The organism is Marinobacterium sp. xm-d-564 (assembly GCF_013283345.1).
Taxonomy (GTDB): domain Bacteria; phylum Pseudomonadota; class Gammaproteobacteria; order Pseudomonadales; family Balneatricaceae; genus Marinobacterium_E.
On record NZ_WBYO01000003.1, the window covers coordinates 21,303 to 46,739 of the forward strand.

22 protein-coding genes are annotated in these 25,437 nt (G+C 48.6%); 14 read left to right on the forward strand and 8 right to left on the reverse strand.

The annotated features are described in order from the left end of the window. The first annotated feature begins 89 nt into the window (after nucleotides 1-89). Both ppk1 and XMD564_RS04115 read left to right on the forward strand, forming a co-directional pair. Nucleotides 90-2,159: a polyphosphate kinase 1 gene (gene ppk1 / locus XMD564_RS04110; RefSeq protein ID WP_173481837.1), complete on the forward strand. Its 2,070-nt coding sequence runs from the start codon at nucleotides 90-92 to the stop codon at nucleotides 2,157-2,159. After that, nucleotides 2,143-3,654, forward strand: a complete 1,512-nt coding sequence (locus XMD564_RS04115) for an exopolyphosphatase (RefSeq protein ID WP_173507868.1) — start codon at nucleotides 2,143-2,145, stop codon at nucleotides 3,652-3,654. The genes ppk1 and XMD564_RS04115 overlap by 17 nt, the downstream gene beginning before the upstream one ends. Here XMD564_RS04115 and pstB read toward each other — a convergent pair. From pstB to uvrD, 6 genes are all read right to left on the reverse strand, one after another. Further along, nucleotides 3,651-4,493, reverse strand: a complete 843-nt coding sequence (pstB, locus tag XMD564_RS04120) for a phosphate ABC transporter ATP-binding protein PstB (protein WP_173481839.1) — start codon at nucleotides 4,491-4,493, stop codon at nucleotides 3,651-3,653. The genes XMD564_RS04115 and pstB overlap by 4 nt on opposite strands. 8 nt (nucleotides 4,494-4,501) lie before the next feature. Beyond that, nucleotides 4,502-5,809 (reverse strand): phosphate ABC transporter permease PstA, encoded by a 1,308-nt coding sequence (gene pstA / locus XMD564_RS04125; protein WP_173484185.1) that lies wholly within the window; start codon nucleotides 5,807-5,809, stop codon nucleotides 4,502-4,504. Then, nucleotides 5,802-7,184, reverse strand: coding sequence for a phosphate ABC transporter permease subunit PstC (pstC, locus tag XMD564_RS04130; RefSeq protein WP_173484184.1), 1,383 nt, complete (start codon nucleotides 7,182-7,184; stop codon nucleotides 5,802-5,804). The genes pstA and pstC overlap by 8 nt, the downstream gene beginning before the upstream one ends. 69 nt (nucleotides 7,185-7,253) lie before the next feature. After that, a complete protein-coding gene (locus XMD564_RS04135) occupies nucleotides 7,254-8,285 on the reverse strand; it encodes a substrate-binding domain-containing protein (RefSeq protein WP_173481842.1) in 1,032 nt (343 codons plus the stop codon). A 171-nt stretch (nucleotides 8,286-8,456) separates the two neighbouring features. After that, entirely contained in the window at nucleotides 8,457-10,022 is a 1,566-nt protein-coding gene (locus XMD564_RS04140; protein ID WP_173481843.1) for an inorganic phosphate transporter, read from the reverse strand. 141 nt (nucleotides 10,023-10,163) lie between these two features. Next, nucleotides 10,164-12,368: a DNA helicase II gene (uvrD, locus tag XMD564_RS04145; protein ID WP_173481844.1), complete on the reverse strand. Its 2,205-nt coding sequence runs from the start codon at nucleotides 12,366-12,368 to the stop codon at nucleotides 10,164-10,166. A gap of 131 nt (nucleotides 12,369-12,499) precedes the next feature. On the opposite strand from uvrD, the gene XMD564_RS04150 reads away from it, so the two are divergent. Further along, complete coding sequence (locus XMD564_RS04150; protein ID WP_173507869.1) at nucleotides 12,500-13,669, forward strand: GAK system CofD-like protein; 1,170 nt, start codon at nucleotides 12,500-12,502, stop codon at nucleotides 13,667-13,669. Nucleotides 13,670-13,765: 96 nt separating this feature from the next. Here the strand turns inward: XMD564_RS04150 and XMD564_RS04155 are convergent, their stop codons facing one another. After that, a complete protein-coding gene (locus tag XMD564_RS04155; protein ID WP_173507870.1) occupies nucleotides 13,766-14,731 on the reverse strand; it encodes a homoserine kinase in 966 nt (321 codons plus the stop codon). 106 nt (nucleotides 14,732-14,837) lie between these two features. Here XMD564_RS04155 and polA point away from each other — a divergent pair, with 106 nt between their 5' ends. Further along, nucleotides 14,838-17,594 (forward strand): DNA polymerase I, encoded by a 2,757-nt coding sequence (polA, locus tag XMD564_RS04160; protein WP_173507871.1) that lies wholly within the window; start codon nucleotides 14,838-14,840, stop codon nucleotides 17,592-17,594. A gap of 26 nt (nucleotides 17,595-17,620) precedes the next feature. Here the strand turns inward: polA and yihA are convergent, their stop codons facing one another. Next, a complete protein-coding gene (gene yihA / locus XMD564_RS04165) occupies nucleotides 17,621-18,256 on the reverse strand; it encodes a ribosome biogenesis GTP-binding protein YihA/YsxC (protein ID WP_173506912.1) in 636 nt (211 codons plus the stop codon). A gap of 199 nt (nucleotides 18,257-18,455) precedes the next feature. On the opposite strand from yihA, the gene XMD564_RS04170 reads away from it, so the two are divergent. The 10 genes from XMD564_RS04170 to XMD564_RS04215 all read left to right on the forward strand — a co-directional run bounded on the left by XMD564_RS04170 (nucleotide 18,456) and on the right by XMD564_RS04215 (nucleotide 25,379). Further along, a complete protein-coding gene (locus tag XMD564_RS04170) occupies nucleotides 18,456-19,049 on the forward strand; it encodes a cytochrome c (protein ID WP_173484178.1) in 594 nt (197 codons plus the stop codon). A 109-nt stretch (nucleotides 19,050-19,158) separates the two neighbouring features. Then, a complete protein-coding gene (locus XMD564_RS04175; protein WP_173481850.1) occupies nucleotides 19,159-19,791 on the forward strand; it encodes a thiol:disulfide interchange protein DsbA/DsbL in 633 nt (210 codons plus the stop codon). A gap of 110 nt (nucleotides 19,792-19,901) precedes the next feature. Further along, nucleotides 19,902-21,530, forward strand: a complete 1,629-nt coding sequence (gene ubiB / locus XMD564_RS04180) for a ubiquinone biosynthesis regulatory protein kinase UbiB (RefSeq protein WP_173507872.1) — start codon at nucleotides 19,902-19,904, stop codon at nucleotides 21,528-21,530. Nucleotides 21,531-21,539: 9 nt separating this feature from the next. Then, complete coding sequence (hisI, locus tag XMD564_RS04185) at nucleotides 21,540-21,947, forward strand: phosphoribosyl-AMP cyclohydrolase (RefSeq protein WP_173481852.1); 408 nt, start codon at nucleotides 21,540-21,542, stop codon at nucleotides 21,945-21,947. After that, nucleotides 21,940-22,269, forward strand: coding sequence for a phosphoribosyl-ATP diphosphatase (locus XMD564_RS04190; protein WP_173482634.1), 330 nt, complete (start codon nucleotides 21,940-21,942; stop codon nucleotides 22,267-22,269). The genes hisI and XMD564_RS04190 overlap by 8 nt, the downstream gene beginning before the upstream one ends. Before the next feature lie 50 nt (nucleotides 22,270-22,319). After that, nucleotides 22,320-22,565 (forward strand): twin-arginine translocase TatA/TatE family subunit, encoded by a 246-nt coding sequence (gene tatA / locus XMD564_RS04195; protein WP_173481854.1) that lies wholly within the window; start codon nucleotides 22,320-22,322, stop codon nucleotides 22,563-22,565. A gap of 6 nt (nucleotides 22,566-22,571) precedes the next feature. Continuing rightward, the gene (gene tatB / locus XMD564_RS11555) at nucleotides 22,572-23,072 is read left to right on the forward strand and encodes a Sec-independent protein translocase protein TatB (protein ID WP_173481855.1); all 501 of its coding nucleotides are present in this window, start codon (nucleotides 22,572-22,574) and stop codon (nucleotides 23,070-23,072) included. Continuing rightward, complete coding sequence (tatC, locus tag XMD564_RS04205; protein WP_173481856.1) at nucleotides 23,050-23,880, forward strand: twin-arginine translocase subunit TatC; 831 nt, start codon at nucleotides 23,050-23,052, stop codon at nucleotides 23,878-23,880. The genes tatB and tatC overlap by 23 nt, the downstream gene beginning before the upstream one ends. Before the next feature lie 16 nt (nucleotides 23,881-23,896). Next, on the forward strand, nucleotides 23,897-24,574 hold the full coding sequence (locus XMD564_RS04210) for a tRNA-uridine aminocarboxypropyltransferase (protein ID WP_173481857.1): 678 nt from the start codon (nucleotides 23,897-23,899) through the stop codon (nucleotides 24,572-24,574). Nucleotides 24,575-24,725: 151 nt separating this feature from the next. Beyond that, nucleotides 24,726-25,379 carry a peroxiredoxin gene (locus XMD564_RS04215; protein ID WP_173481858.1) on the forward strand — a complete coding sequence of 218 codons (654 nt, stop codon included), beginning with the start codon at nucleotides 24,726-24,728 and terminating at the stop codon, nucleotides 25,377-25,379. The last annotated feature ends 58 nt before the right edge of the window (nucleotides 25,380-25,437 follow it).

A 25,437-nucleotide genomic window follows, 5' to 3' on the forward strand; every position in this document is an offset into this window, starting at 1 on the left:
CTAAAGGGTAGGCTTACCTTGCGATAAAACTTATGATTATCAAAGAAATAAGCTTTTTAGGCTGTTGAGATAAGCCCAATGGACACGCAATGCAGTTAATTGAAAAAGAGTTAAGTTGGTTATCGTTCAATGAACGCGTACTGCAGGAAGCTGCGGATGTAAACGTACCCATCATTGAGCGTGTCCGTTTTTTGGGTATTTACTCCAGCAATTTAGATGAGTTTTTCAGAGTTCGGGTTGCAGACTTGCACCGTCGCCTACGTCTTGAGCAACTAGGCAAGGTCGAACCCAAAGGGATGTCGGCTGAAAACCTGTTACATCTAGTGAATGAGAAGGTACAAACTCTCGCAGATCGTTTTAATGACATCCACATTGATGTCATCAAGGGACTCGCCCGTCGCAATATCTTTCTGATCAATAACGATCAGTTGAACGAGAAAGAGGGTGGCTGGTTACGGAAATACTTCCGAGATGAGGTCCTGCACCACATCACACCCATCTTAGTGAATGAGAACACCAAGCTTGCTAGCGTCATGAATGACGAAGATGCGTACCTGATGTGTGCCCTAAAAAAAGGGACTTCAGTTCAGTATGCACTTCTTGAAATTCCTTCTGATAAAACCAACCGATTTATCCAACTGCCTCGAATCAAAGGTCAGCGGCGAAAGCCAATCATCGTGCTCGATAACGCCATTCGCTATTGCGTTGACGATATCTTTGATGGTTTTATCGATTTTGACTCGACCGAAATGTTTGCCGTTAAGGTGACGCGAGATGCGGATTATGACTTAGAGCGTGATGTTGAGTTATCCCTACTAGAGAAAATGTCTCAAGGCATCAAACAGCGTGATACGAATAGGCCTGTGCGACTGGTCTATGACGAAATGATGCCTGATTACATGTTTGACTTCATGTGTGAGAATTTGGGGCTACAACCCGATGCGGAAACCACTGCGAGCGGACGTTATCGAAACTTTAAAGACTTTATTAATTTTCCAAATGTTGGTCCTCGCTATCTAGAGAACGAAAAGCTCTCGGCTCTGAATAGTCATCAATTTGATAGTGCATCGAATGTATTCGAAGCGATCTCTAAAGAGGACATTCTGCTCCACTACCCCTACTATAAATTTCGTTATTTGACTGATTTTGTGCGTGCGGCGTCGTTCGATCCCGCTGTTAAGCAGATACAGGTAACGGTTTATCGAGTAGCGAACAATAGTCAGATTCTCAAATCACTGATCGAGGCTGTTAAGAACGGTAAAAAAGTGATTGTCATTGTCGAGCTCAGTGCACGATTTGATGAAGAGGCGAATATTGAATGGGCACGTGAACTTACTGAGGCAGGGGTTGTTGTTGAGTTTGGTGTTGCCTCACTTAAGTGTCATGCAAAAATAATTCACGTCGTCCGAGAAGAGGAGGGTGAAGAGGTTGCTTATGGTTACATCAGTACCGGTAACTTGAACGAGAAAACTGCTCGAATTTACACTGATTTTGGTCTGTTTACTAAACGACCTGAGATTACAGAAGAGCTCGATAAAGTCTTTGATTTTATTATCAATCCTTACAAAAATTTCAAGTTCAAACATCTTCAAGTTAGTCCAAATTACAGCCGTGACCCAATCAATCAATTGATTGATGATGAGATTGAAGCGGCACGCAATGGCAACCGTGCCGAGATCTTTTTGAAAGTGAATAATCTAGTCGACGAAGGACTCTCTAATAAACTTTATGAAGCGAGCCAGGCGGGAGTCAAAATACGTCTAATTGTTCGCGGAATGTGTAACATTTTAGCCGGTATACCAGGCGTGAGTGACAATATCAAAATCATCAGTATTGTCGATCGCTATCTTGAGCATGCTCGTGTGTCACTGTTTTATGCTGGTGGTAAACGAAAGATGTTTTTAACTTCTGCTGACTGGATGACTCGCAACATCGACCACCGAATTGAAGTCGGTTGCCCAATTTTGGATAAAAATGTTCGTAAGCTCATTAAGGACCAGCTCGACCTACAATGGCGAGATAACACTAAGGCTAGAGCCTTAGACCCGGAGCAGGCCAATCATTATGTAACTCGTGGCAATCGTAAGAAAATACGCTCACAGATGGCGATTTACGACTACTTAAAACAGCTGGAGCGCTCTCGTGAACGACAAGCATAACTCCGAATCTGAATCACGACACTTTGCAGCGATTGATCTAGGTTCTAATAGTTTTCACATGTTGGTCGTGCGTCAACTTCACGATGATGTGCAGCCCCTTTTTAAACACAAAGAGCGTGTTCGCTTGGCTGAGGGTTTAGACGCTAAAAATAACCTCTCTGAAGAGGCTATCGAACGAGGAGTCGCAGTACTCAAGACATTTGCTGAACAACTAACGCCCTTTCCAAACTGTACTGTGCGCGTGGTCGGTACACACACCTTGCGAATTGCTAAGAATCGCAGTGAATTTCTTGCCTCTGCTAGACAAGTCTTTCCATACCCCATCGAGATTATCAGTGGTCAAGAAGAGGCTCGTCTGGTTCATTTGGGTGTTTCAAGCTCAGAACACCTAGCGGGTAATACCCTGGTTATAGACATTGGAGGCGGGTCCACAGAGGTTGCTCTCGGTCGTGAGAATAGCTTGGAGTTAGGTCGCTCTCATACCATGGGTTCGGTGAGTTTTACTGAGGCCTTCTTCAGTAAAGGCGTTGATAAGGCCTCTTATAAAAAAGCGAAGCTTTATGCGCAACAGCAGTTGGAACGCTTTTCAGCCCTCTTTGCCTCCATCGGTTGGAATCAAGTCCGGTGTACTTCAGGTTCAGCTCAAGCGATAGCAACTGCTAGTGAAAACTTGGGCTATGATCCGAAAGAGATCTCGGCCAAATCGATAAAAGCCTTGCGTAAATTAGTCGTCAAAAATGAGTTATCTAGTAAGGTTGTAAAGGGTATTAGTGAGCAGCGGTTGCAGATATTTGCCGGTGGATTGGCGATTTTAGATGCGGTTTTCTCTAGTCTCGAAATTGAGCAAGCTAAATTCTCTTCAGGTGCTTTAAGAGAAGGTTTATTGGGTGAATTTACTGCGTCTTCAGGAGACCAACAGGATACTAGAACGCGTGCGATTCGCTCCTTGATGGCGCGTTACCATGTTGATGTTAAACACGCTGAACGTGTCAGTGATACAGCAACAAAACTTTGGCGACAGCTAGCGCCCGAGTTACGACTTCCGGTTTTTACTCGTCGTTACCTGCAATATGCGGCACTGACACATGAGGTAGGACTCAACCTAAATTCAAGTGGTTTGCAGAAGCATTCAGCCTATATTTTAGAGCATTCAAACCTAGCCGGTTTTAGTTTCGACCAGCAAAAGCTGGTCGCGCTAATGGTTCGATTGCATCGTAAAAAGATTAAAAAGTCCCTAGTGACCAACCTTGGCATGCTATCCAAAAAACATGCCATCGCGTTGATTCTGATTTTACGTATCTCTGTTATCTGGCACCTAAGTCGAAGCAGCGAGTACCCTGAAGTACCTAAAATTGAATTCGATGGCGAACGACTCACCCTCTCATTAGATGCAGAGGTCAGTGATGAATATCCACTCCTGATTGCGGATCTGGAGCGGGAAGAGTCTTTCTGTAAACAGTACGGCATCGATATGCGAATTGAATTTCTGCTCTAACCAAAACGGCCTGTAATGTAATCCTGCGTTAGCTGGTGTGATGGGTTGGTGAAGATCTGTTCAGTATTACCCACCTCAATCAGATCACCCAGGTGGAAGTAGGCTGTACGATCAGAGACACGCGCTGCCTGTTGCATTGAGTGCGTGACGATAACGATGGTGTACTGACTTTTAAGCTCTTCGATCAACTCTTCAACTTTTGCTGTCGCAATCGGGTCCAGTGCTGAACAAGGCTCATCCATAAGAATAACCTCTGGGCTTACCGCAATAGCGCGTGCGATGCATAGACGCTGCTGTTGACCGCCCGATAGGCCTGTACCCGGTTGATCTAGACGATCTTTAACTTCGTTCCAAAGGCCCGCTTTCTCTAGTGCTGACTCTACGATGTCGTCCAATTCACTTTTGCTTTTCGTTAAGCCATGAATACGAGGACCGTAAGCAATGTTGTCGTAGATCGATTTAGGGAATGGGTTTGGCTTCTGGAAAACCATGCCGACACGCGCACGAAGTGGTACAACGTCCACGGATGGCGCGTAAATATCCTGGCCATCCAATGCGATAGTACCCTCTACTCGACAGATATCTATGGTATCGTTCATACGGTTCAAGGTACGAAGGAAGGTTGATTTACCACAGCCGGATGGGCCGATGAAAGCAATGACTTCCTGCTCACCAATATCGATGGTGACATCATTGATGGCATGTTTGTCGCCGTAGTAAACGTCAACATTACGAGCAGTCATGCGCGGGTTTTCAACAAACACATTACCCGTCGTTTTGATATTACTGTTTTCCATCTTCTTGTCCGTTGAATTGTTTAAGTCTTTAGATTCGTTCATTTTTTCGCTTACCAACGACGCTCTAGCTTCTTACGAAGCAAGATTGCAGCAGCATTCATCGTGATAAGGAAGGCCAGTAGTACGATGATTGCAGCACTGGTTTTCTGAATAAACATTCGCTCTGCAAAGTCAGCCCACATAAAGATTTGAACCGGTAATACTGTCGCAGGGTCGGTAAAGCCACCAGGAATATCAACAATGAAGGCGACCATACCAATCATTAACAGTGGTGCGGTCTCACCTAGAGCTTGCGCCATACCAATGATGGTACCCGTCAGCATACCCGGCATCGCCAATGGGATGACATGGTGGAAAATGGTCTGCATTTTCGACGCGCCAATACCCAGTGCGGCATCACGAATACTCGGCGGTACTGCACGAATCGCCGCGCGCGAGGAGATGATAATCGTCGGCAGAGTCATCAGTGCCAGTACGATACCGCCCACTAGCGGAATAGATCGTGGCATACCAAAGGTGACGATGAAGATCGCCAAGCCCATGATACCGAACACCACTGAAGGCACTGCCGCTAGGTTGTTGATATTGATCTCAATGATCTCAGTCCAGCGGTTTTTCGGAGCAATCTCTTCAAGATAGACGGCTGCTGCAACCCCAAGAGGGAAGGCGATGCTGACACAGATAGCCAGGGTCAGGAGCGATCCAAAAAGCGCTCCTTTGATGCCTGCCATCTCTGCATCACGCGATGCAGAACCGAAGAACAGGTAGTCACTTAACTCGTAGCTGATTAAACCGGCTTCTTGCCACTTATCTACGATCTCAATGGTGAAGTCGTTGATTCGACGATCCTTTTCTGGGGTCTCACGTTTAATGAATCCACGCAGGAACGAGTCGATATCATCATCCACAGCAAACTTAATCGTTTGGGTTGTCCCCATCAGTTCAGGGTTCGCCTTTACGAAATCGATCAGGCGCTGTGAGCCACCCGAAGAGACCATCTTACGAAGGGCCTTCTTGGTTTTTCGGCCTCCCTCTTCACCAATAGAGGCCAGTGAGGCTTCCAAAATAATTTTGTCGGCATCGCCCGAGAAAAGCGAGGCATCTGACATATCACCTTGTGGGTCAAGACGCGCTTTGTCCAATACCACATCCAGCTGAACGTAGTGCTGGAACATACCTGGCAAGCCTTTCGTTAAGATGCCCGAGAACAGAATGACTAGGAATGTTAACGCTAAGCCAACAGCCGATAAGCCCATCAGACGAAAGCGCTTCTCTTTCTTGCGACGTTGTTTAAGTGACGCTTCAACGCGCGCAGTCGCCTCTTGAGGTGAGAGGCCTTTGAATGCCTTGTTAGTCATATTGTTCCCTGTACTTCTTAACAATTTGAAGGGCGAAGAAGTTTAGACCCAAGGTCAAAATAATCAGCATCGTAGATAGCGCAAATGCTGATAGTGTTTTCGCCGACTCAAACTCTTGGTCACCGACCAGAATTGTAACGATCTGAGATGTCACCGTTGTGACAGCATCGAGAGGGTTGAACGAAAGGTTAGCCGCTAGGCCCGCAGCCATTACTACGATCATGGTCTCACCGACTGCACGAGACACCGCAAGAATGACGGCCGCAACAATACCCGGTAGGGCCGCAGGAAGAACTACTTGGCGAGTCGTCTCGCTTTTTGTTGAGCCCAGTCCGTAAGCTGCATCACGAAGTGATTGAGGTACAGCGTTAATCACGTCATCTGAAAGTGATGAGACGAATGGAATGATCATAACGCCCATGACGAGACCTGCCGCGAGTGCTGATTCAGACGCAACAGTAAGACCTAATGATTCCCCCAACCCTTTGATAGCAGGTGCAACAGTTAAGGCTGCGAAGAAGCCATAAACCACAGTGGGTACGCCGGCAAGAATCTCAAGAAGCGGTTTAACAGTAGAGCGTACTTTGGGTGATGCATACTCTGCTAGATAGACCGCACTGGCTAGACCGACAGGCACTGCAACGATGATCGCGATAGATGAGATTAATAAGGTGCCGGCAAACATCGGAAGCATACCGTATTTAGCTTCACCTCCACCCGATCCAGCGCGCTCTGCGCCTTCGAATTGAGGGTTCCACTCGGTACCAAAGATGAAATCAGTTGGCGGTACCAGTTGGAAGAATCGAATGGTTTCAAACAGTACAGACAGTACGATACCAATGGTTGTTAGTATCGCGATAGTCGATGCTGCAATCAGACCGTATGAGATCAGCTTTTCTACACCGTTACGTGCACGAAAATCGGAATCGATCTGACGGTAAGCGATTAGACCACACACAGTTGCTAGGCCTAATACCACGGCTGATTTCAGCATCGTAGAGGTTGCAGCCCAGCCAATCCAAGCATCTCCTGCTTGCAGAACCCATGCTTCAGGTTCACCAAAACGGATGCCTGCGACTATGTTTTCTACCTTGGCGAGCGCCACAATGGCTTGTGAGCCACCGGCAGCAAGGATTTCAGGAGGATAGAAATCACGCACCCAGCTCTGGAACAGCTGAATATCGATGATAGACCAGAGAATCAATACAACAACCGCTGGGAAGAAGGCTAAAGAGCCAGCCCAAAGGCCATAGTAGTTCGGAAGTGAGTGGAATACCTGCCCATTTGATCGAGCGATAAGAACCGTCCTTTTAGCTATGAAGTAAAAGGCGAGACTGATGACTGTTAAAATAATTAGCAACGAAGTCAGTGTCATTTCAGTATCTCAAATGCTGCAAAATCCGGCCTGTAATACAGGCCGGATTAATTTCAATCTAGGATTGGGTTACTTAAGAGCATCAGCAGTAAGAACTGGCAGTGCTGTCATGCGAGCAGCCATCTCTTCACGTTCTGCAGTTGGCATTGGGATCATGCCTGCGTCCGCTAGGATGCCATCTTCGTCCCAGTGTTTAGTCCACTCAGTCATGTACTCAGCAATGCCTGGTACAACACCAACGTGCTGGTGTTTAACGTACATGAACAGTGCGCGTGATGCTTTGTAAGAACCGTCAGCAATCGCTTCGAATGTTGGTGCTACGCCATCCAGTTTCGCACCCTGTAGAGTGTCAGAGTTCTGATCAAGGTAAGAGAAACCGAAAATACCGAAAGTTTCTGAGTCTTCTTGCAGCTTTTGAACGATCAGGTTGTCCTGCTCGCCAGCTTCGATGTACGCACCGTCAGTACGCATCGCACGACAAGACTTTGCTTTTTTGCCTGCTGCTTTTAGTGCTGCTTTCATCTCGTCGTCTTTTTTACAGAACGCTTTTTCGTTGATGATTTCAGCGAATGATGCACGAGTACCAGAAGTCGTTGGTGGACCGTAGACACGGATTGCAACATTTGGAAGCGCTGGGTTAACGTCTTTCCAAGTTTTGAATGGGTTATCAACTAGCTCACCGTTAACGGCCACTTTAGCTGTTAAGGCTTTACCAAGGTCTGAGCGAGAGATCTCTAGTTGAGCAGCGTCTTTAGAGTTAGCAAATACGATACCGTCGTAGCCGACTTTGATCTCAGTGATCTTCACGCCGTTTGCATCACAGTACTCTAGTTCGCCACTCTTCATGCGTGAAGAAGCGTTACCGATATCGATGAACTCAGTACCGATGCCGTCACAAACGCCTTTTTTACCAACAGAAGAACCGCCTGATTCAACAACAGGTGTGTTGAACGCTGGGTTACGACCTAGACGCTCAGCAACGATTGTTGCGAATGGAAGAACGGTAGATGAACCAGCGATGCTCACGTTATCTCGGGCCATTGCTGGAGTGCTCATTAGAGCGGTTAAAGTAGCAGCTGTTGTTGCGAGTCGTAGGAACATTTCAAACTCCTTAGTTTCTAAATCAGTCGGTAGGCTGTCGCTTACCTCTTTGATAACTATTAGGCGCTTGCTTTGTTACAACTCTGTGAAGCGTTTATGACAATTTAATGATAAATATAAGACGCAAAAAAGCCCCACGAAGGGGCTTTTTGATGGATAGTTTGGCGTTTATTAGACCATGATTCCACGGATTACGTAGAACAGAATCGCCGCCAATGTACCTGATGCTGGAACTGTAATAACCCATGCAGCGGCAATTTTGTAAACAGCTGAACGCTTAACCAGCTCCTGTTTGTACGCTTTCTTAAGCTGCTTGCGCTCTTTTTTGCTTAGTTCTGCAGAGGCTGTTTTCTTCTTAAGTTGCTTAAGCATTTTAGCTTTGTCATCGATTGATGCACTTTCAAACTTAGCAAGAAACTCTTCCACTTCCTCTTGATCAGCACCTTGGTGGTGCGATTTGATCTCGTTGATCATGCGAGCGTGGCTTGATTTCAAGTACTCACGAAGGAAGCCCACACCGAATACACCGCCCACAGCAATGTGAGTTGAAGATACTGGAAGACCTAGCTGAGAAGCGATGATAACCGTGATCGCTGCCGCCATAGCGATAGAGAATGCACGTGTCTGATCCAACTCAGTAATTTCAGAACCAACGGTTTTGATCAGTTTTGGACCAAATAGTGCTAGACCCAACGCGATACCTAGAGCACCGATCATCATGACCCAAAGTGGGATCGCTGCTTTCGTTGAAATGCCGTGGTTAACGATCGCATCGTTGATCGCCGCTAGTGGACCAATGGCGTTTGCAACGTCGTTTGCACCGTGTGCGAAACTTAGTAGTGCTGCAGCGAAGATTAGAGGAATGGTGAACAGTTGGTTAACACCCGCTTTATCGTTATCCAGGCGGTCAGCTGCTTTAGCTACCAGACCTTTAACAATGAAGTAAATAACTACCGCAATGGCTAGACCGATCAGTAGAGCTGTCACAAAATCGAGTTTGATCAGCTTCTTAACGCCTTTAAGTGCTAGGTAGGTCGAGAATGCCCAAGCCATCAACATGATCAGCAGAGGTACCATCTTCTTAGCTGCAACACGCATGTCCGACTTATAAGTAATGGTGCGTTTGATTAGGTATAGGAAACCAGCTGCAATCAGGCCGCCAAGTACAGGTGAGATCACCCAGCTTGCTGCGATCGCGCCCATCTTGTCCCAGTTAGCAATACCAAAACCGCCTGCAGCGATACCAGCACCCAATACACCACCAACAATAGAGTGAGTAGTAGAGACAGGAGCACCAACAGCTGTTGCTAGGTTAAGCCATAACGCACCCGCTAGAAGTGCGGCTAACATCAACCAAATAAAGGTATCAGCATCACCAATCACTTCTGGGTTGATGATCCCTTTTTTGATTGTGCTGACAACGTCACCGCCGGCGATTAAAGCACCCGATGCTTCAAAGATAGCCGCGATAATGATAGCGCCTGTTAGGGTAAGCGCCTTTGAACCTACTGCTGGGCCCACGTTATTGGCTACGTCGTTAGCACCAATGTTCATTGCCATGTAACCACCGATCATTGCGGCAATGACAAGGATGTAACTTCCTGGGATATCCCCAACTTGTGCTGAGATAAAGAGAACAATACCTACTAGGAAGAGCAGGGCGTAACCGATGCGCATAACATCGCCACGGTTAGATGCTGTCGCTTTATCCAGCTTATTCATGTCTTTAATTTCCAAGAGAAGCTCCTCTTGCTTGGTTCATTGATTTACCACTACTTAAAGTAGTCGCTAATTTAAGTTGACGCCATTTAAATACACTTTTGTTACAAGAATGTTACACAGGTGTAATTTTTCTTTAAACAAACTGAAATGTTTTATTCACAGCGTTGTTAGATTAGCAAAACCAACGACTAGCCATTTGGTGCCTTCATAGTCGAAGTTCACTTGTACTCGGGCCTTCGGGCCGGACCCCTCAAAGTTTATGACCATGCCGTCACCAAATTTAGGGTGATTGACTCTCTGGCCTAAACTGAGCTGAGTATCGGGTACTTCGCTGGCAAAAGCGGATTGTGGTGTGAAGCTGACCTCCATATCCGAGCCACTCGAAAGCGGTCGGCGAACGCTAGCATTCAGGCGCACCTCTTCTATCAACTCCAATGGAATCTCCTGAATGAAGCGTGAAGGGCGGTTGTAGTTGTCTTGGCCATGAAGTCGGCGGGACTCAGCATAGGTCATGTAGAGTTTCTGCATGGCACGCGTAATGCCTACATAACAGAGGCGGCGCTCCTCTTCTAAACGTCCGGGCTCTTCGGCCGACATGCTGTGTGGGAACAAGCCTTCTTCCATACCGCATAGGAAGACCAGCGGGAACTCCAAGCCTTTCGCTGAGTGCAGTGTCATCAGTTGAACGCTGTCGGTATTGGGATCCGCCTGTGATTCACCGGCATCCAGTGCAGCTTGATCAAGAAAGGCTGCCAGCACGGAAGGGAACTCAGGGTTCTCCTCCTGGGACCACTGCTGCTCAAACTGGCGCGCTGCGGTCACTAGCTCTTCTAAGTTTTCGATGCGTGATTGAGCTTTTTCACCTTTCTCTTTTTCATGGTGAGCAATCAGTCCAGAGAAGCGAATGGTATGTTCTGTCCGCTCCTGCAGGGATGCCTCTTCTGTATCAACCGTCAACTGATTGACCAGATCTAAGAAGGCCTGCAGTGCATTGCCGGCACGTGCAGGTAGTTTCTTATGCTCGATAATCTCGTTCGAGGCTCGCCACATTGATATGCCTTGGCTTCGCGCGTAATCGCGTACCTCTTCAATGGTGCGGGTGCCGATGCCTCGGGTTGGCACGTTAATGACGCGCTCCATCGCCGTATCGTCATCGCGGTTGGCTATTAGGCGCAGGTAGGCGAGGGCATTTTTAATCTCTAAACGCTCATAGAATCGTTGGCCGCCATAGATGCGATAGGGAATTGCGGCACGGATCAGCATCTCCTCAAGCACACGGGATTGTGCGTTGGAACGGTAGAGAATGGCGCTCTCGTCACGACGATTACCATCCGATACCCACTGTGCGATGCGATCGACAATGAATCGCGCTTCATCCTGTTCATTAAAGGCTGCGTAGAGGCTGATAGGATCGCCTTGATTGCCCTCGGTCCACAGCTCCTTACCCAGTCGTCCAAAGTTGTTGCGAATGACGGCATTGGCCGCAGACAGAATGTTGTCTGTCGAGCGGTAGTTCTGCTCTAACTTGATGGTCTTAAGCCCACCAAAGTGTGCCTCAAGGTTTTGAATGTTCTCAATACGTGCGCCACGCCAGCCGTAAATCGACTGATCGTCATCGCCCACGGCCATCAGTTTGTGTTCACCCTGACAGAGCAGGCGCAACCAAGCGTACTGAATGGCGTTGGTGTCTTGGAACTCGTCTACTAAGACGTAACGGAAGCGCTCTTTGTAGTGCTGCAGCAGTTGTGGGTTCTTATCACGCAGCAGTTCAAGGCAGCGCAGCAGGAGTTCACCAAAATCGATCATGCCGCCGCGATCACAGGCTTGTTCATACGCCTCATAGACACGTATTAAGGTGTCTTGTACCAGGTCACCGGTGCGCTCTAGATGTTTACTGCGTAGCCCTTCATCTTTCTGTGCATTGATGTACCACTGAATCTGTTTCGGCGGCCAGCGTGAATCGTCTAATCCCATCTCCTTAGAGATGCGTTTAACCAAACGTAACTGGTCATCGGAGTCCATGATCTGGAAGTTCTCACGCAGCCCGGCCTCTTGCCAGTGCGAGCGAAGCAGTCGGTGCGCCAAGCCGTGGAAAGTACCGACCCACATGCCATGCACATTGACGTTGAGCAGGCTCTCGATACGCCCACGCATCTCTTTAGCCGCTTTATTGGTAAAGGTAACCGCCAATATCGAATAGGGTGAAATCTGCTCGGCTTCTATCAACCAAGCGATTCGGTGAACCAAGACACGCGTCTTGCCTGATCCTGCACCGGCCAGCACCAGAAGGTTGCTGATATCCGCGGTAACCGCTTCACGCTGCGCATCGTTGAGGGAGTCGATAATGTGAGTTACATCCATAGTGCCGCACTGCTCAAAAAGAGAAATTACTGAATGGGCGTACAGTATACGCATAATTATTATGGGAGTCTTGGCATTCCTACGCAGCAAACTTACACTGGGATGACATATCCACCTTTATTGAGTAGTGAATGCCCTTATCTGCTGACCATACGACTGCCCGTTTGGCTGAGTATCAAGCCAACCCTGATACCGGGCCTAAGTTGCTTTTTTTTAGCGGTGGCACTGCGTTGAATGGCTTTTCGCAGATTCTCAAACGCTATACCCATAACTCTATTCATTTAGTGACTCCCTATGACTCTGGCGGCAGCTCCGCTGTGTTGCGAAACGCATTTGATATGCCTGCAGTGGGCGATTTGCGTTCTCGAATGATGGCGTTAGCTGACGCTTCACTGGCCGGTCACCCTGAAGTGACAGAGTTATTTGCTTATCGTCTGCCGACGAATGAATCGCAGTCGGAGCTGCGTGCAAGGGTAGAGGCGATGCAACAAGGCAACGACAAGCGTGTCCAGTCCATCCCCGAGCCAGTGCAGAGCATTATTTGTGATTTTTTAAACTACTTTCTTGAGTCAGCACCCAATGATTTTGACTTCAGGCGAGCCAGTATTGGTAATCTGATATTGGCGGGGGGCTACCTGAGCCATAATCGATCATTAGATCCTATTGCTCTGTTGTTCAGTCGTCTGGTTCATGTTAGAGGCCAAGTACGCACTGTTACGGACGAGTGCGGTGAACTGAAAGTGACGACAGAGAGTGGGCGAGAGATCATCGGGCAGCACTTGATGACAGGAAAAGAGTCCCAGCCATTAAATGAGCGTATCGCCTCGCTTGATCTGCATTTGCCGCAGGGCTCTGAATCGCATCTGGCCGATCAAGAGAGAGGTTGGATCCATTCAGCAGATTTGGTCGTCTTCCCACCTGGCAGTTTCTATAGCAGTATTTTGGCTAACCTACTCCCCAAAGGGGTTGGTAAAGCGATCATGGATAACCCTGCCAGCAAAGTGTATGTCCCCAATTTAGGTATGGATCCTGAACAATTTGGTATGACGTTGCAGGAGCAGATTGAGCAGTTGGAACGATTTGTTGCCCGAGATGCAGGCGGTGTTTTTCAGAGTGGAGTGGAGCGCTGTATCGATATTCTGTTGACCGATTCCACACTGTTGAGTGGCATTGATGCAGAGTTTTTAAACTGGCTTGATAAGCGTGGCATTCAGCTTTTGGATGTTGATCTGGCTAATCCTGAACGCACAGATCGCTACGACGAGATTAAGTTGGCGGAAGCTTTATTATCACTGGCATAGATAGATGGGTCAGACCAGAGGTCAGACCCACCGGTTCCTCACAGGTGTCTGACCTCCGGTCTGACACCACTATCTTTTAAATGTAGAAATTCGTTCCTACAGCTGACTCGGCGATTTAATTCGGTGCATCAGCACCTGTTTAAACTCATCAGGGTCTTTCAGTGTCTTATCGCTGCCTTTGCCTTGCTGGGCATCAACCCAAGGCTCAAGGCGTGATAGCCAAAAACGCATCGCGGCCGTACGAGTCAGCTGCGGCCAAACCTCATGCTCTTCTGCACTAAAGGGGCGAATCGCTGAATAGGCTTTTAACAGCGCTTGCTCTCTCACCGGATCAATCTGCAGATTCTCATCCAGACACCAATCATTGGCGACAATCGCAAGGTCATAGAGCCAGTAGGCGGTTGCCGCATTGTAGATATCCAGAATTGCCGTCAGCTTATCCTCATGGAACAGCGCGTTGTCATGGAAAAGATCCCCATGGGTAATGCCCATCGGCAGGTTGGTGTAGGTGTCGCGTAGCTCATCAAACCGAGCGACCTCTTCGGATAGCAGATCACGAGACTCTGAATCGATAAAAGGCGCGAGTCGTTCACTCTCTCTGCGCCACCAAAATACCCCACGGTGTGCCTGACGCTTTAGATAAAAATCCTTAGAGGCTTGGTGGTAGTGTGCAAGGGCTGTGCCGATTTGAGCACAGTGACTGGCCGTCAATAACTCACGTTTTAGGTGTGCACCGGGGTAACGCGGCTGAATAATGGCCGGTTTTTTTGATATCTGTTTCAGACCCATGCCGTTGCGATCTTCGATGGCATAAGAGACGGGAACATTACGTTTCGCTAGCCAACTGCCCAGTTCAACAAAGAAAGGTGCCTCATCTCTGTCAAGCTCTTCAAAGAGAGTGAGTACATACTCCGCCTGCTGGCCGCTCTTTTCTGTCGTTAAGAAAAAGTTGGTGTTTTCAATACCACCGTCAATGCCTTTAAGTGCCACGGCCTGGCCAATATCAAAATCAGCGAGCAGTTTGTCGAGGTCGGTGTTAGACACCTGAGTGTATACAGCCATGGTTGGTTCTCAATGATCTGGGGCTATCTGCTGCTAAAGCTTGGGTGCAGCAGCGCTTTTGTCTATGATTGTGTGCCTTGCTTAAAAATACAATAGATATCTTATTATGACCGACACAAAAGCCCCCGTAGTTCTCGTTGATGGCTCCTCTTATCTGTTCCGCGCCTTCTTTGCGTCACAACAGGCTGATTTAAGAACATCCGACGGACGTCCAAGCGGTGCGGTGCGACTGGTCACCTCAATGATGCGCAGTCTGCTAAAGAGTTATCCAAACTCTCCTGTGGCGGTCATCTTCGATGCTAAGGGTAAAACCTTCCGTGATGAGATCTATCCTGAATACAAAGCACAGCGCCCCCCGATGCCCGATGATCTGCGTGAGCAAATTGAGCCGGTTCACAACATTATTAAGGCAATGGGATTGCCACTGTTGGTGGAAGAGGGCGTCGAAGCGGATGATGTGATCGGTACACTGGCGCGTCAGGCCGAAGCGCACAACTTAGAGGTTGTGATCTCAACGGGCGATAAAGATATGGCGCAGTTGGTCGATGATAAGGTCACCCTAATCAACACCATGACGGACACTAAGATGGATCGCGACGGGGTGGTCGAAAAGTTTGGTATTCCCCCAGAATTGATCATCGATTATCTGGCGTTGATGGGTGATAAGGTCGACAACATTCCAGGTGTGCCAGGTGTGGGCGAGAAGACGGCACTGGCGCTTCTGCAAGGTATTGGCGGTATCAGTGACCTCTACCAAAATCTCGATAAGATTGCCGATCTAACCTTCCGCGGCTCTAAAACCATGGCCAAGAAGCTTGAAGAGCATCGCGAAGCGGCTGAGCTCTCCTATCTGTTGGCCACGATTAAAACCGATGTTGAGCTGTCGATCTCTCTGTCGGATGTGCACCTTCCGCAACCGGATAACGCCTCCTTGATTGAGCTGTTTAAGGATTACGAGTTCCGCTCTTGGGTGGCACTATTAGAGGGCCCCGATGGGCAAGCGACGCAAGACTCTGCGCCTTCAAGCGAGCCCGATGCTCCTAAGCCTAGTGTTGAACGCCACTACGAAACCATTTTGGATCAGGCGACAGCCTCTACATGGTTTGCCAAACTGCGTGCTGCGGGCACCTTTGCCTTTGATGCCGAGACGACCAGCCTAAACTACATGCAAGCGCAGTTGGTCGGTGTCTCATTCTGTTGTGAAGCGGGCAAAGCGGCGTACTTGCCACTGGGCCATGATTACGTCGGCGTGCCGGAGCAAGTTAATTTTGATTGGGCGTTAGCTGAGCTTAAAACGCTGCTCGAGGATGCCTCCCTTAAGAAAGTGGGTCAGCACATTAAGTACGACATGAATGTGCTGGCGCGATATGGCATCAATGTTCAGGGCGTATCAGCGGATACCATGCTGGAATCCTATGTGCTGAACAGTACCGCGACACGCCATGATATGGACAGTTTGGCTAAGTTCTATCTAGATGAGAGTACCATCAGCTTTGAATCCTTGGCCGGTAAAGGCAAGAAGCAACTGACCTTTAATCAGATCGAGATAGAGCAGGCCGCCCCTTATGCCGCTGAAGATGCCGATATCACTTGGCGTCTGCATGAGACTTTGCAGCAAGCTCTAAATGATGTGCCTTCGGTGAAACCGATTCTAGACGAGATCGAGATTCCACTGATTCCGGTTCTGTCACGCATTGAACGCAACGGTGCGCTGATTAAATCGGTACTGCTGGCGCAACAGAGTGCTGAGATCGAGCAGCGCCTTAAGGTGTTAGAGAACGACGCGTTTGAAGCGGCGGGCGAGCCCTTCAATCTATCCTCACCTAAACAACTGCAGACCATTCTGTTTGAAAAGCAGGGGCTGCCGGTGATTAAGAAGACTCCGAAAGGCGCCCCGTCGACGGCAGAAGAGGTGCTGCAAGAGTTGGCGCTGGAGTACCCACTGCCCAAGCTGATTATTGAGCACCGCGGTCTAACCAAATTGAAATCGACCTACACGGACAAGCTGCCGACGATGGTTGATCCCAATACGGGTCGTCTGCATACCTCATACCATCAAGCGGTGACGGCTACCGGACGTCTCTCTTCGACCGACCCGAACCTGCAGAACATTCCGGTTAGAACGGCCGAAGGTCGACGCATCCGACACGCCTTTGTCGCTCCAGAGGGCTACCGCATGGTGGCGGCCGACTATTCACAGATCGAACTGCGCATTATGGCGCACCTCTCTGGCGATGCGGGATTGGTCAATGCCTTTGCCAATGGCGATGACATTCACAAAGCGACGGCTGCCGAGGTCTTTAAGGTCTCACCGGATGAGGTCAGCACCGATCAGCGCCGCAGTGCCAAAGCGATCAACTTCGGCTTGATCTACGGTATGTCTGCGTTTGGTTTGGCCAAGCAGTTGGGTACGTCGCGTAAAGAGGCGCAGACCTACATTGAGCACTATTTCGAAACCTACCCAGGTGTCCAAAACTACATGGAGAGCACCCGCGACATGGCGCGCGAGCAGGGGTACGTTGAGACCATCTTTGGTCGCCGTCTCTACTTGCCAGAGATCAACGCCCGTAACCCAATGTTGCGCCAGGGGGCTGAACGAACTGCGATCAATGCTCCGATGCAGGGTACCGCCGCCGATATCATTAAGCGCGCGATGTTGGCGGTGGATGCTTGGCTAACAGAAAGCGGCTTTGATGCCAGAATGATCATGCAAGTGCACGATGAATTGGTCTTTGAAGTGGCTGAAGATCAGGTTGATGCATTTAATGCAGAGATTAAACGTCTGATGGAGTCGGCCGCTGAATTGAGTGTGCCGCTGTTGGTCGAAGTGGGTGTCGGTGATAACTGGGAGCAAGCGCACTAAGCGTGCTCCCGTTGACACAAATAGCTCTATTCTGCGTCGAACTGCTCAGGCAGTAGCCAGCTGTCTAGACGGTTACGTAGCTGATCGACGCCCGTTTTCTTTAGTGCTGAAAAGACCTGGACACTGACTTTGTCGGCCAGACGCTCTTTGGTCTCTTTCTTAATCTTCAACAGTGTTGCCTGAGCTGGGCCGCGTTTTAGCTTGTCGGCTTTGGTGAGAAGGATGTGCAGTGGCACGCCCGTAGATTCACACCAGTCGATCATCATCTCATCGAACTCTTTCATCGGATGGCGGATATCCATCACCAATACCACCCCGCGCAGACATTGACGGCGCTGTAGGTAGTCATCGAGATGCTTTTGCCAGTGCTCTTTCATCGCGATGGGCACTTTCGCATAGCCATACCCTGGAAGGTCGACAATTCGCACACCTTCGACATTCAGATCGAAAAAGTTGATCAGCTGTGTGCGACCTGGCGTTTTAGAAGTGCGCGCTAAACTGTTTTGATTGGTTAGCGAGTTAATGGCACTCGACTTGCCCGCATTGGAACGTCCAGCAAAGGCAACTTCTGCACCGACATCTTCTGGACATTGACTGAGTTTTGCCGCGCTTATAAGAAAACGTGCTGTGTTGTAATGAATTTGTTCTAACTCTTCAGTCATATCTGGCCTTTAGTACTATATAAGTACGGGGTTTATCGGTTTTCGTTATAGATGATTAGGTTTATAATGCACCGCAATTTTAGCGCTGTCGTCAACTCGTAACCACCAAAAGTGAAAAAAACGAGCGCGTTGAACGGATTCGACGAAGCCAGCACCACTGGTTTCAAACTTTTCAAAGATGAAATGTGGGTAGAGAGCCATGAAAAAAGTATTACTCGGAATGTTGATCAGCGTTGGTCTGGTTAGCGGATCGAATGCGGCAGATGTCGCTCAATTAACGGCTGTATGTGCTGGCTGTCACGGTGCTGATGGTAACAGTATGGTGGGTAACTTTCCTAAGATTGCCGGCCAAGGCCAGCCATACCTGCTAAAGCAGCTTAAAGAGATCAAGTCAGGTGCACGTGCTATTCCTGAAATGACCGGTCTTCTTGATGCGATGAGCGATGATGAGCTTGCTGCGATTGCCGCTCACTACGCGGGTAAAACGATGGTTGGTGGTCAGGCAGATCCAGCACTGGTTGAGCTTGGTCAGAAGATCTACCGCGCAGGTAACCCAGAGAGTGGCGTTGCAGCGTGTACTGCCTGTCACGGTCCTGCAGGTAAAGGCATTACCTCTGCAGGCTACCCAGCTCTAGCGGGTCAGCACGCTCAATACACTGAGAGCACGCTTAAGAAGTTCTACTCAGGTGAGCGTAACAACGATCCAAACGCGATGATGCGTACGATCGCTGCGAAGATGAAAGAGAACGAAATGAAAGCGGTAGCCGCTTACATCCAGGGTCTATACGAGTAATCGTAGACTTCTATAAAGAGGCAGCTTCGGCTGCCTTTTTTGATTTCAGCTTCAATTCAGCCATGACCATTACTTTAGTTATTAAAGATAAATTCCAAGGAACTAAATCATGTTAAGACGTTCATTCAATCTGTTTGCTGTTGCCGTTTTGTCGCTTGGCGCCACACTTGCTCATGCGACAGAGTGGAAAGCGGGTGAGCACTACACCGTTCTTAAGCAGCCTGTACCGACAGCGGATGCGAGCAAAATCGAGGTGGTTGAGGCCTTTGGTTACTCTTGTCCGCACTGTAATGCCTTTGAGCCGATGCTTCACGCTTGGAGCCAGAAGCTTGCAGACGATGTGACGTTTGAAAATATGCCGGTTGTGTTTGGCCGCAGTTGGGAGCCGCTCGCTCGTGCATATTACGTAGGTAAGCTATTGGGCGTTAAAGATAAGGTTCACCAAGCGATGTTTGATGCGATTCATGTTGAACGTCGTCGTTTCCGCAGCCCAGAAGATATCGCTGAAGTATTTGAAGAGCATGGCGTGTCGAAACAGGACTTCCTTAAGACCTACAACTCCTTTGCGGTTGGCATGCAGTTGAAGCAGAGTGATGCGCGTGTCCGTGGATACCAGATTCAGGGTGTACCCAGCATCATCGTTAACGGTAAATACTTAGTTACCTCTACTCTAACGGGCTCACACGCCAACATGTTGAAAGTGGCAGAACACCTAATCGAGAAAGAGCGCAACGCTCAATAAAGGCACAATAACCTTCTAACAACTGCTCCTTTTGGAGCAGTTGTTTTTTTATACTCCTCTAAGGTGGCATAATAGCCGCTTCATTATCGATCAGTGCTGGCGGCCGTTTCGTGCAAAGCATTCTTAGAATCATCAAAATTTATTGGGTTATCGCCCGTTTTCGTCTTGATACCTTCATCAACACGACCCGCTTGCCTTGGTACCTTCGCCTTGTGGTTACGCTTTTGCCTTGGCGTCTCTTCTTCCGTGCCAACGGCAGCTCTGAGGCGCGTTTACGCGGCGCATTGATCGCTTTAGGTCCTGTATTTATTAAGTTTGGACAGACCCTATCAACCCGACGTGACTTGCTGCCGCCAGATCTCGCCAATGAGTTGGCACTTCTGCAGGATCGAGTGCCTCCGTTCGAAGGCGCACAAGCGCGTCAGTTGATAGAGAAACAACTGGGTGCCAGTGTCGATGAGCTTTTTGCAGAGTTCGATGCCGAACCCCTAGCCTCGGCATCCGTTGCCCAAGTTCATCCAGCCCGACTGAAAGATGGCCGTGCTGTCGTTGTTAAGGTGATTCGCCCTGGTATTGAGCGTGTGATCCGCCAAGATGTTGCGCTGCTCTATGTCATGGCTCGTATGGTGCAGAATCTTTGGTCCGAGGGTAAGCGCCTGCGCCCCGTTGAGGTGGTTGAAGAGTACGAGCAGACCATCTTTGATGAGCTCGATCTGCGTAAAGAGGCGGCCAATGCGACTCAGCTAAGACGTAACTTTGCCGACTCAGATATTCTTTACGTGCCCGAAGTTTATTGGGACTTCACGCGTCAAAGCGTCATGGTGATGGAGCGTATATCCGGTATTCCTGTAGCGGATGTCGACGCTTTGCAAGCTCAGGGTACCAATATGGAGAAGCTGGCTGAACGTGGCGTAGAGATCTTCTTTACCCAAGTCTTCCGTGACAGCTTTTTCCATGCTGATATGCACCCAGGCAATATCTTTGTGTCGCGTGAAAATCCTGACGACCCACAATACATTGCCGTTGATTTTGGTATTGTGGGATCGCTTTCACCTGAAGATCAGAGCTACCTGGCCCGTAATATTTTGGCCTTCTTCCAGCGCGACTACCGTTTGGTGGCACAGCTACACATCGACTCCGGTTGGGTGCCTGCTGATACCAATGTTCACGCTTTTGAAACCGCGATTCGCAGTGTTTGTGAGCCGATTTTTGAAAAGCCATTGAAGGACATATCCTTTGGAATGGTGCTGTTAGGACTATTCCAGACGGCGCGTCGCTTTAATATGGTTGTTCAGCCTCAACTGATTCTTCTGCAAAAAACCTTGCTCAATATTGAAGGGCTGGGTCGTCAGCTCTATCCAGAATTGGATCTTTGGAAAACGGGTAAACCCTATCTAGAAAACTGGATGAAAGAGCGTATGGGTGTCAAAGCGATGATTAAGAATATCAAGCAGCAGGCACCGGATTGGATTGAGAAGTTACCGCAAATTCCACAACTGGTCTTTGATAACTTGCAACAAAACCGTCAAGCGGGTGAGTTAGAGTTCCAACGCATGCTGGCTTTGCAGCAAGCGCAAGAGCAGCGATCACGCAATACTCGCCGTACTCTGCTGCTGGCAGCCACTTTAGCAGCTGCGACAGCATTGGCAGAACCGGCCGTATTGGCTTGGGTAGAATCCCTACCCGGTTATGCTTGGCTGCCAGCCGGTTTGGCTTGGCTGCTTGTGTGGCGGGCATAGGAAAGAGAGATGTCTTGGTTAGATGAAATTAAGTGGGATGATCGCGGCTTAGTACCGGCGATTGCTCAAGATTACAAAACCGGTGAAAACCTAATGGTTGCTTGGATGAACCGCGAGTCATTAGAGTTGAGTGTGGCCGAAGGGCGTGCCATTTATTGGTCGCGTTCGCGTCAAAAGCTTTGGCGTAAAGGTGAAGAGTCGGGTAATGTTCAGCAGCTGCACGCGATCCGTTTGGATTGTGATGCAGATGTCATTCAGTTGAGTGTTGAACAAATTGGCGAAGTGGCTTGTCACACAGGTCGCCGCAGCTGTTTTTACCGTAAGCTCAACAGTGAGACCGGCGAATGGCAAGTTGAAACGGACGTGCTGAAGGATCCAGCGCTGCTGTATGCGAAAGAGGATACCAAAGGTGAATAACGTTATTGGCGAACTGTCCGCTATTCTTGAAGAACGTAAAGGTGCGTCAGCTGACTCGAGTTATGTAGCCAGTCTTTACTCTAAAGGGTTAAATAAAATCTTAGAGAAAGTGGGTGAAGAGGCGACTGAAACCATCCTTGCGGCTAAAGATGCAGAAAAGAGTGGTGACAATTCGGACCTAATCTACGAAACTGCTGATCTTTGGTTTCATACCATGGTGGCGTTAAAGCACTTAGATGTGTCACCGGAACAGGTTTTAGAGGAGCTGGCACGACGTTTTGGTCTGTCAGGCCTTGAAGAAAAAGCTAATCGCACCAAATAATAGGTGTATAACAAACTAAAACAGAACAACAACGCGTTAGGAGAACTGTAATGGGTTTTGGTGGTATCAGCATTTGGCAATTGGTTATCGTACTCGGCATTATCATTCTGCTGTTCGGTACTAAGAAACTTCGTAACCTGGGTGGTGACGTAGGTTCAGCTGTAAAAGGCTTCAAAAAAGCAATGTCTGATGAAGGCGCAAAAGAAGAGCCTAAATCAATCGCTCAAGAGAGTGATGCAGAGTTCAAAGCTGCAGACGCTGAAAAAACTGAAGATAAAACCGAATCTAAGTCTTAATTTAAGATGTTTGATATCGGTTTTGCCGAGCTGCTCATCGTTGGTGTAGTAGGTCTGGTCGTACTTGGTCCAGAGAAACTGCCGACAGCAGCTCGCACGGTTGGCCTATGGGTAGGTCGTATTCGCCGCTCTATTGGCTCGATTCAACGCGAGATCAATGAAGAGTTGCGCGTTGACGAGCTAAAACGCACCACGGCGATGAGCAAAGATCAGCTAGAGAAAGAGCTTGGTGATGTTACCGAATCTTTCCAGCGTCCTTTTGGTGAGGATTCGCCTGCAGAAAAAGCAGCACCTGACGCCCCCAAAACCGACTTTGACCCAACTTCATTTACCAGTGACCCTTCCGTTCACGAAGCTTACAAGCCAACCGCCGTAGCCGAAGAGAACGCTCAAGAAGAGAGCGCTGCCCAAGTCGCTGAATCAGATGTTGCCGAGCCGGTAACTGCTGAACCAGCTGAGCAGCTAGCGGACAATACAGAGCAGAATGAGCCAAACAAACACAGCTGATAAAGAGCAGCCATTAATTGCCCACCTAATCGAGTTACGCCAGCGCGTCATGCGCATCGTGTTGTTCGTGTTGGTGATTTTTGCGGGGCTTTTCTACTTCGCGAATGATCTTTATGCCTACCTATCGGCACCGCTGACGGCGCTGCTGCCTGAAGGGACCAGCATGATCGCGACGGACGTTACGTCGCCGTTCTTTGCGCCCTTTAAATTGGCATTGGTGTTAGCGGTATTCATCGGTATCCCTTACATTCTGCATCAGATCTGGAGCTTCATCGCACCGGGTCTATACGAAAATGAGAAGCACCTTGCCGTGCCTCTTCTGATCTCATCGATCTTCCTCTTCTACGCCGGTATTGCCTTTGCCTACTTTGTGGTCTTCCCACTGGTATTTGGCTTCTTTACCAGCGTAGGTCCAGAGAACGTTGCGGTGATGACGGACATCAGCAGCTATTTGAACTTCGTTCTAAAACTGTTCTTCGCTTTCGGTGTGGTCTTCGAGATCCCTATCGCAACGCTGTTACTGATCTGGTCAGGCGCGACAACTGCACAGTCACTGGGTGAAAAACGTGCCTATGTGATCGTTGGCTGTTTTGTTGTCGGCATGCTGCTGACACCGCCAGATATCATCTCTCAATCACTACTCGCGCTGCCAATGTGGCTGCTGTTCGAAGTAGGTCTGATCATGGGCCGTATCTTTGTTCGCAACACGGATGAAGAGGAGTTTGAAGATGAGTTCGCCGCGGCCGAAGCCGAAGACGATGCAAACCGTTCAGACTCAGAAGAGACTGATAGCAGCGCTAAAAGCTAAGTTTTAACGCTGCTCAATGCCTCAGATCGACAACCCCCCTCGTAAACCCTTTGTTACGCGTGGTGCTAATGTAAAGCGCTGTGAACATTGCCGTCTGCCAATCACCGCCTGTATCTGTGAGTACCGATCTGAGGTTGAATCACAGGTTGAGTTTGTGGTGCTGATGCATCGCTACGAAACCTATAAACCCACCAATACCGGTAGGCTAATCGCCGACAGTATCGCTAAAACCCGCGTCATAGAGTGGCAAGGTCGCAAAGAGCCAGGTGACGAGTTAACAGCTTTACTGAACGATCCCTCTTATCAGCCTATCATTGTCTTCCCACCCGCAGAGGACTACCTCGAGCGAATGACAACGCCCGTTGAGGTCCAACAACGTTCGGGTAAGCCACTTTTAATTCTGCTGGATGGTACCTGGCGACAAGCGCGCAGGATCTTCCGCCACTCTGACTACCTACAACATCTACCAGTGATCAGTCTGGATGAAGTGCGCGAGTCGAGTTATGGATTGCGCAAAGCGATTCATGAAGGACAACTCTGCACCGCCGAAGTTGCCATCGCACTGCTTGAACAGTTAGGCGATGAACCTGCCTCGAACCACCTCAATGCCTATTTCAAACGCTTTAATCAGCACTACGTCGCTAGTCGTGGTCGATTAGCCAAGCGTGATCGTGACACAGGCGAACTAGTTTAAGTTCTTTTTTCGCCAAGCTCTTCGATGACCAACATAGATATAATTTATCAAGGCCATAAACATAATAAAATTTATTATGTATTTTTGTTATGTAACTATAACCATATCGACTGAAGATAAGTCGAAATTAAATTAACAATGGAGATAAACCATGGCTTTACGTATTAATGATACTGTCCCAAATCTTGATCTTGTCACTGATCAGGGTGAATTCAAGCTTCATGATTTCATTGGTGATAGCTGGACAATCCTTTTCAGCCATCCGAAAGACTTTACTCCAGTATGTACAACTGAATTTGGCGCAGTTGCTCAACTGGCCGATGAATGGGCGAAGCGCAATACCAAAGTGATCGGTCTATCGGTTGACGGTGTTGATGAGCACAAAGAGTGGAAGTGCGATATCGAGAGCTTTGCCAATGCAAAGGCTAATTTCCCAATCATTGCTGATGAGTCGCTAGAGGTTTCTAAAGCACTCGATATGTTGCCAGCGGAAGCATACCTTCCTGATGGCAGAACAGCAGCTGATTCTGCTAGTGTTCGAGTTGTATTCATTTTTAGCCCAGATAAAAAGCTTCAGCTTTCGATGACATATCCGATGTCTGTTGGTCGCAATTTTGCTGAAGTACTGCGTGCGCTTGACGCACTTCAAGCTTCTTACGGTGTGCCAATTGCGATGCCAGCTAACTGGGTGCCTGGTGAGGACGTAATCGTAGCTCTATCACTTAACGATGAAGAGGCTAAAGAGCGTTTTGGCGATGTAGACATCAAGCTGCCTTACCTACGCACCACTAAGCAGCCCTCTTAAGACCGGTTCTGTAATAAGACCCAGCCATGTGCTGGGTTTTTTATTGCTTGATGCAGTG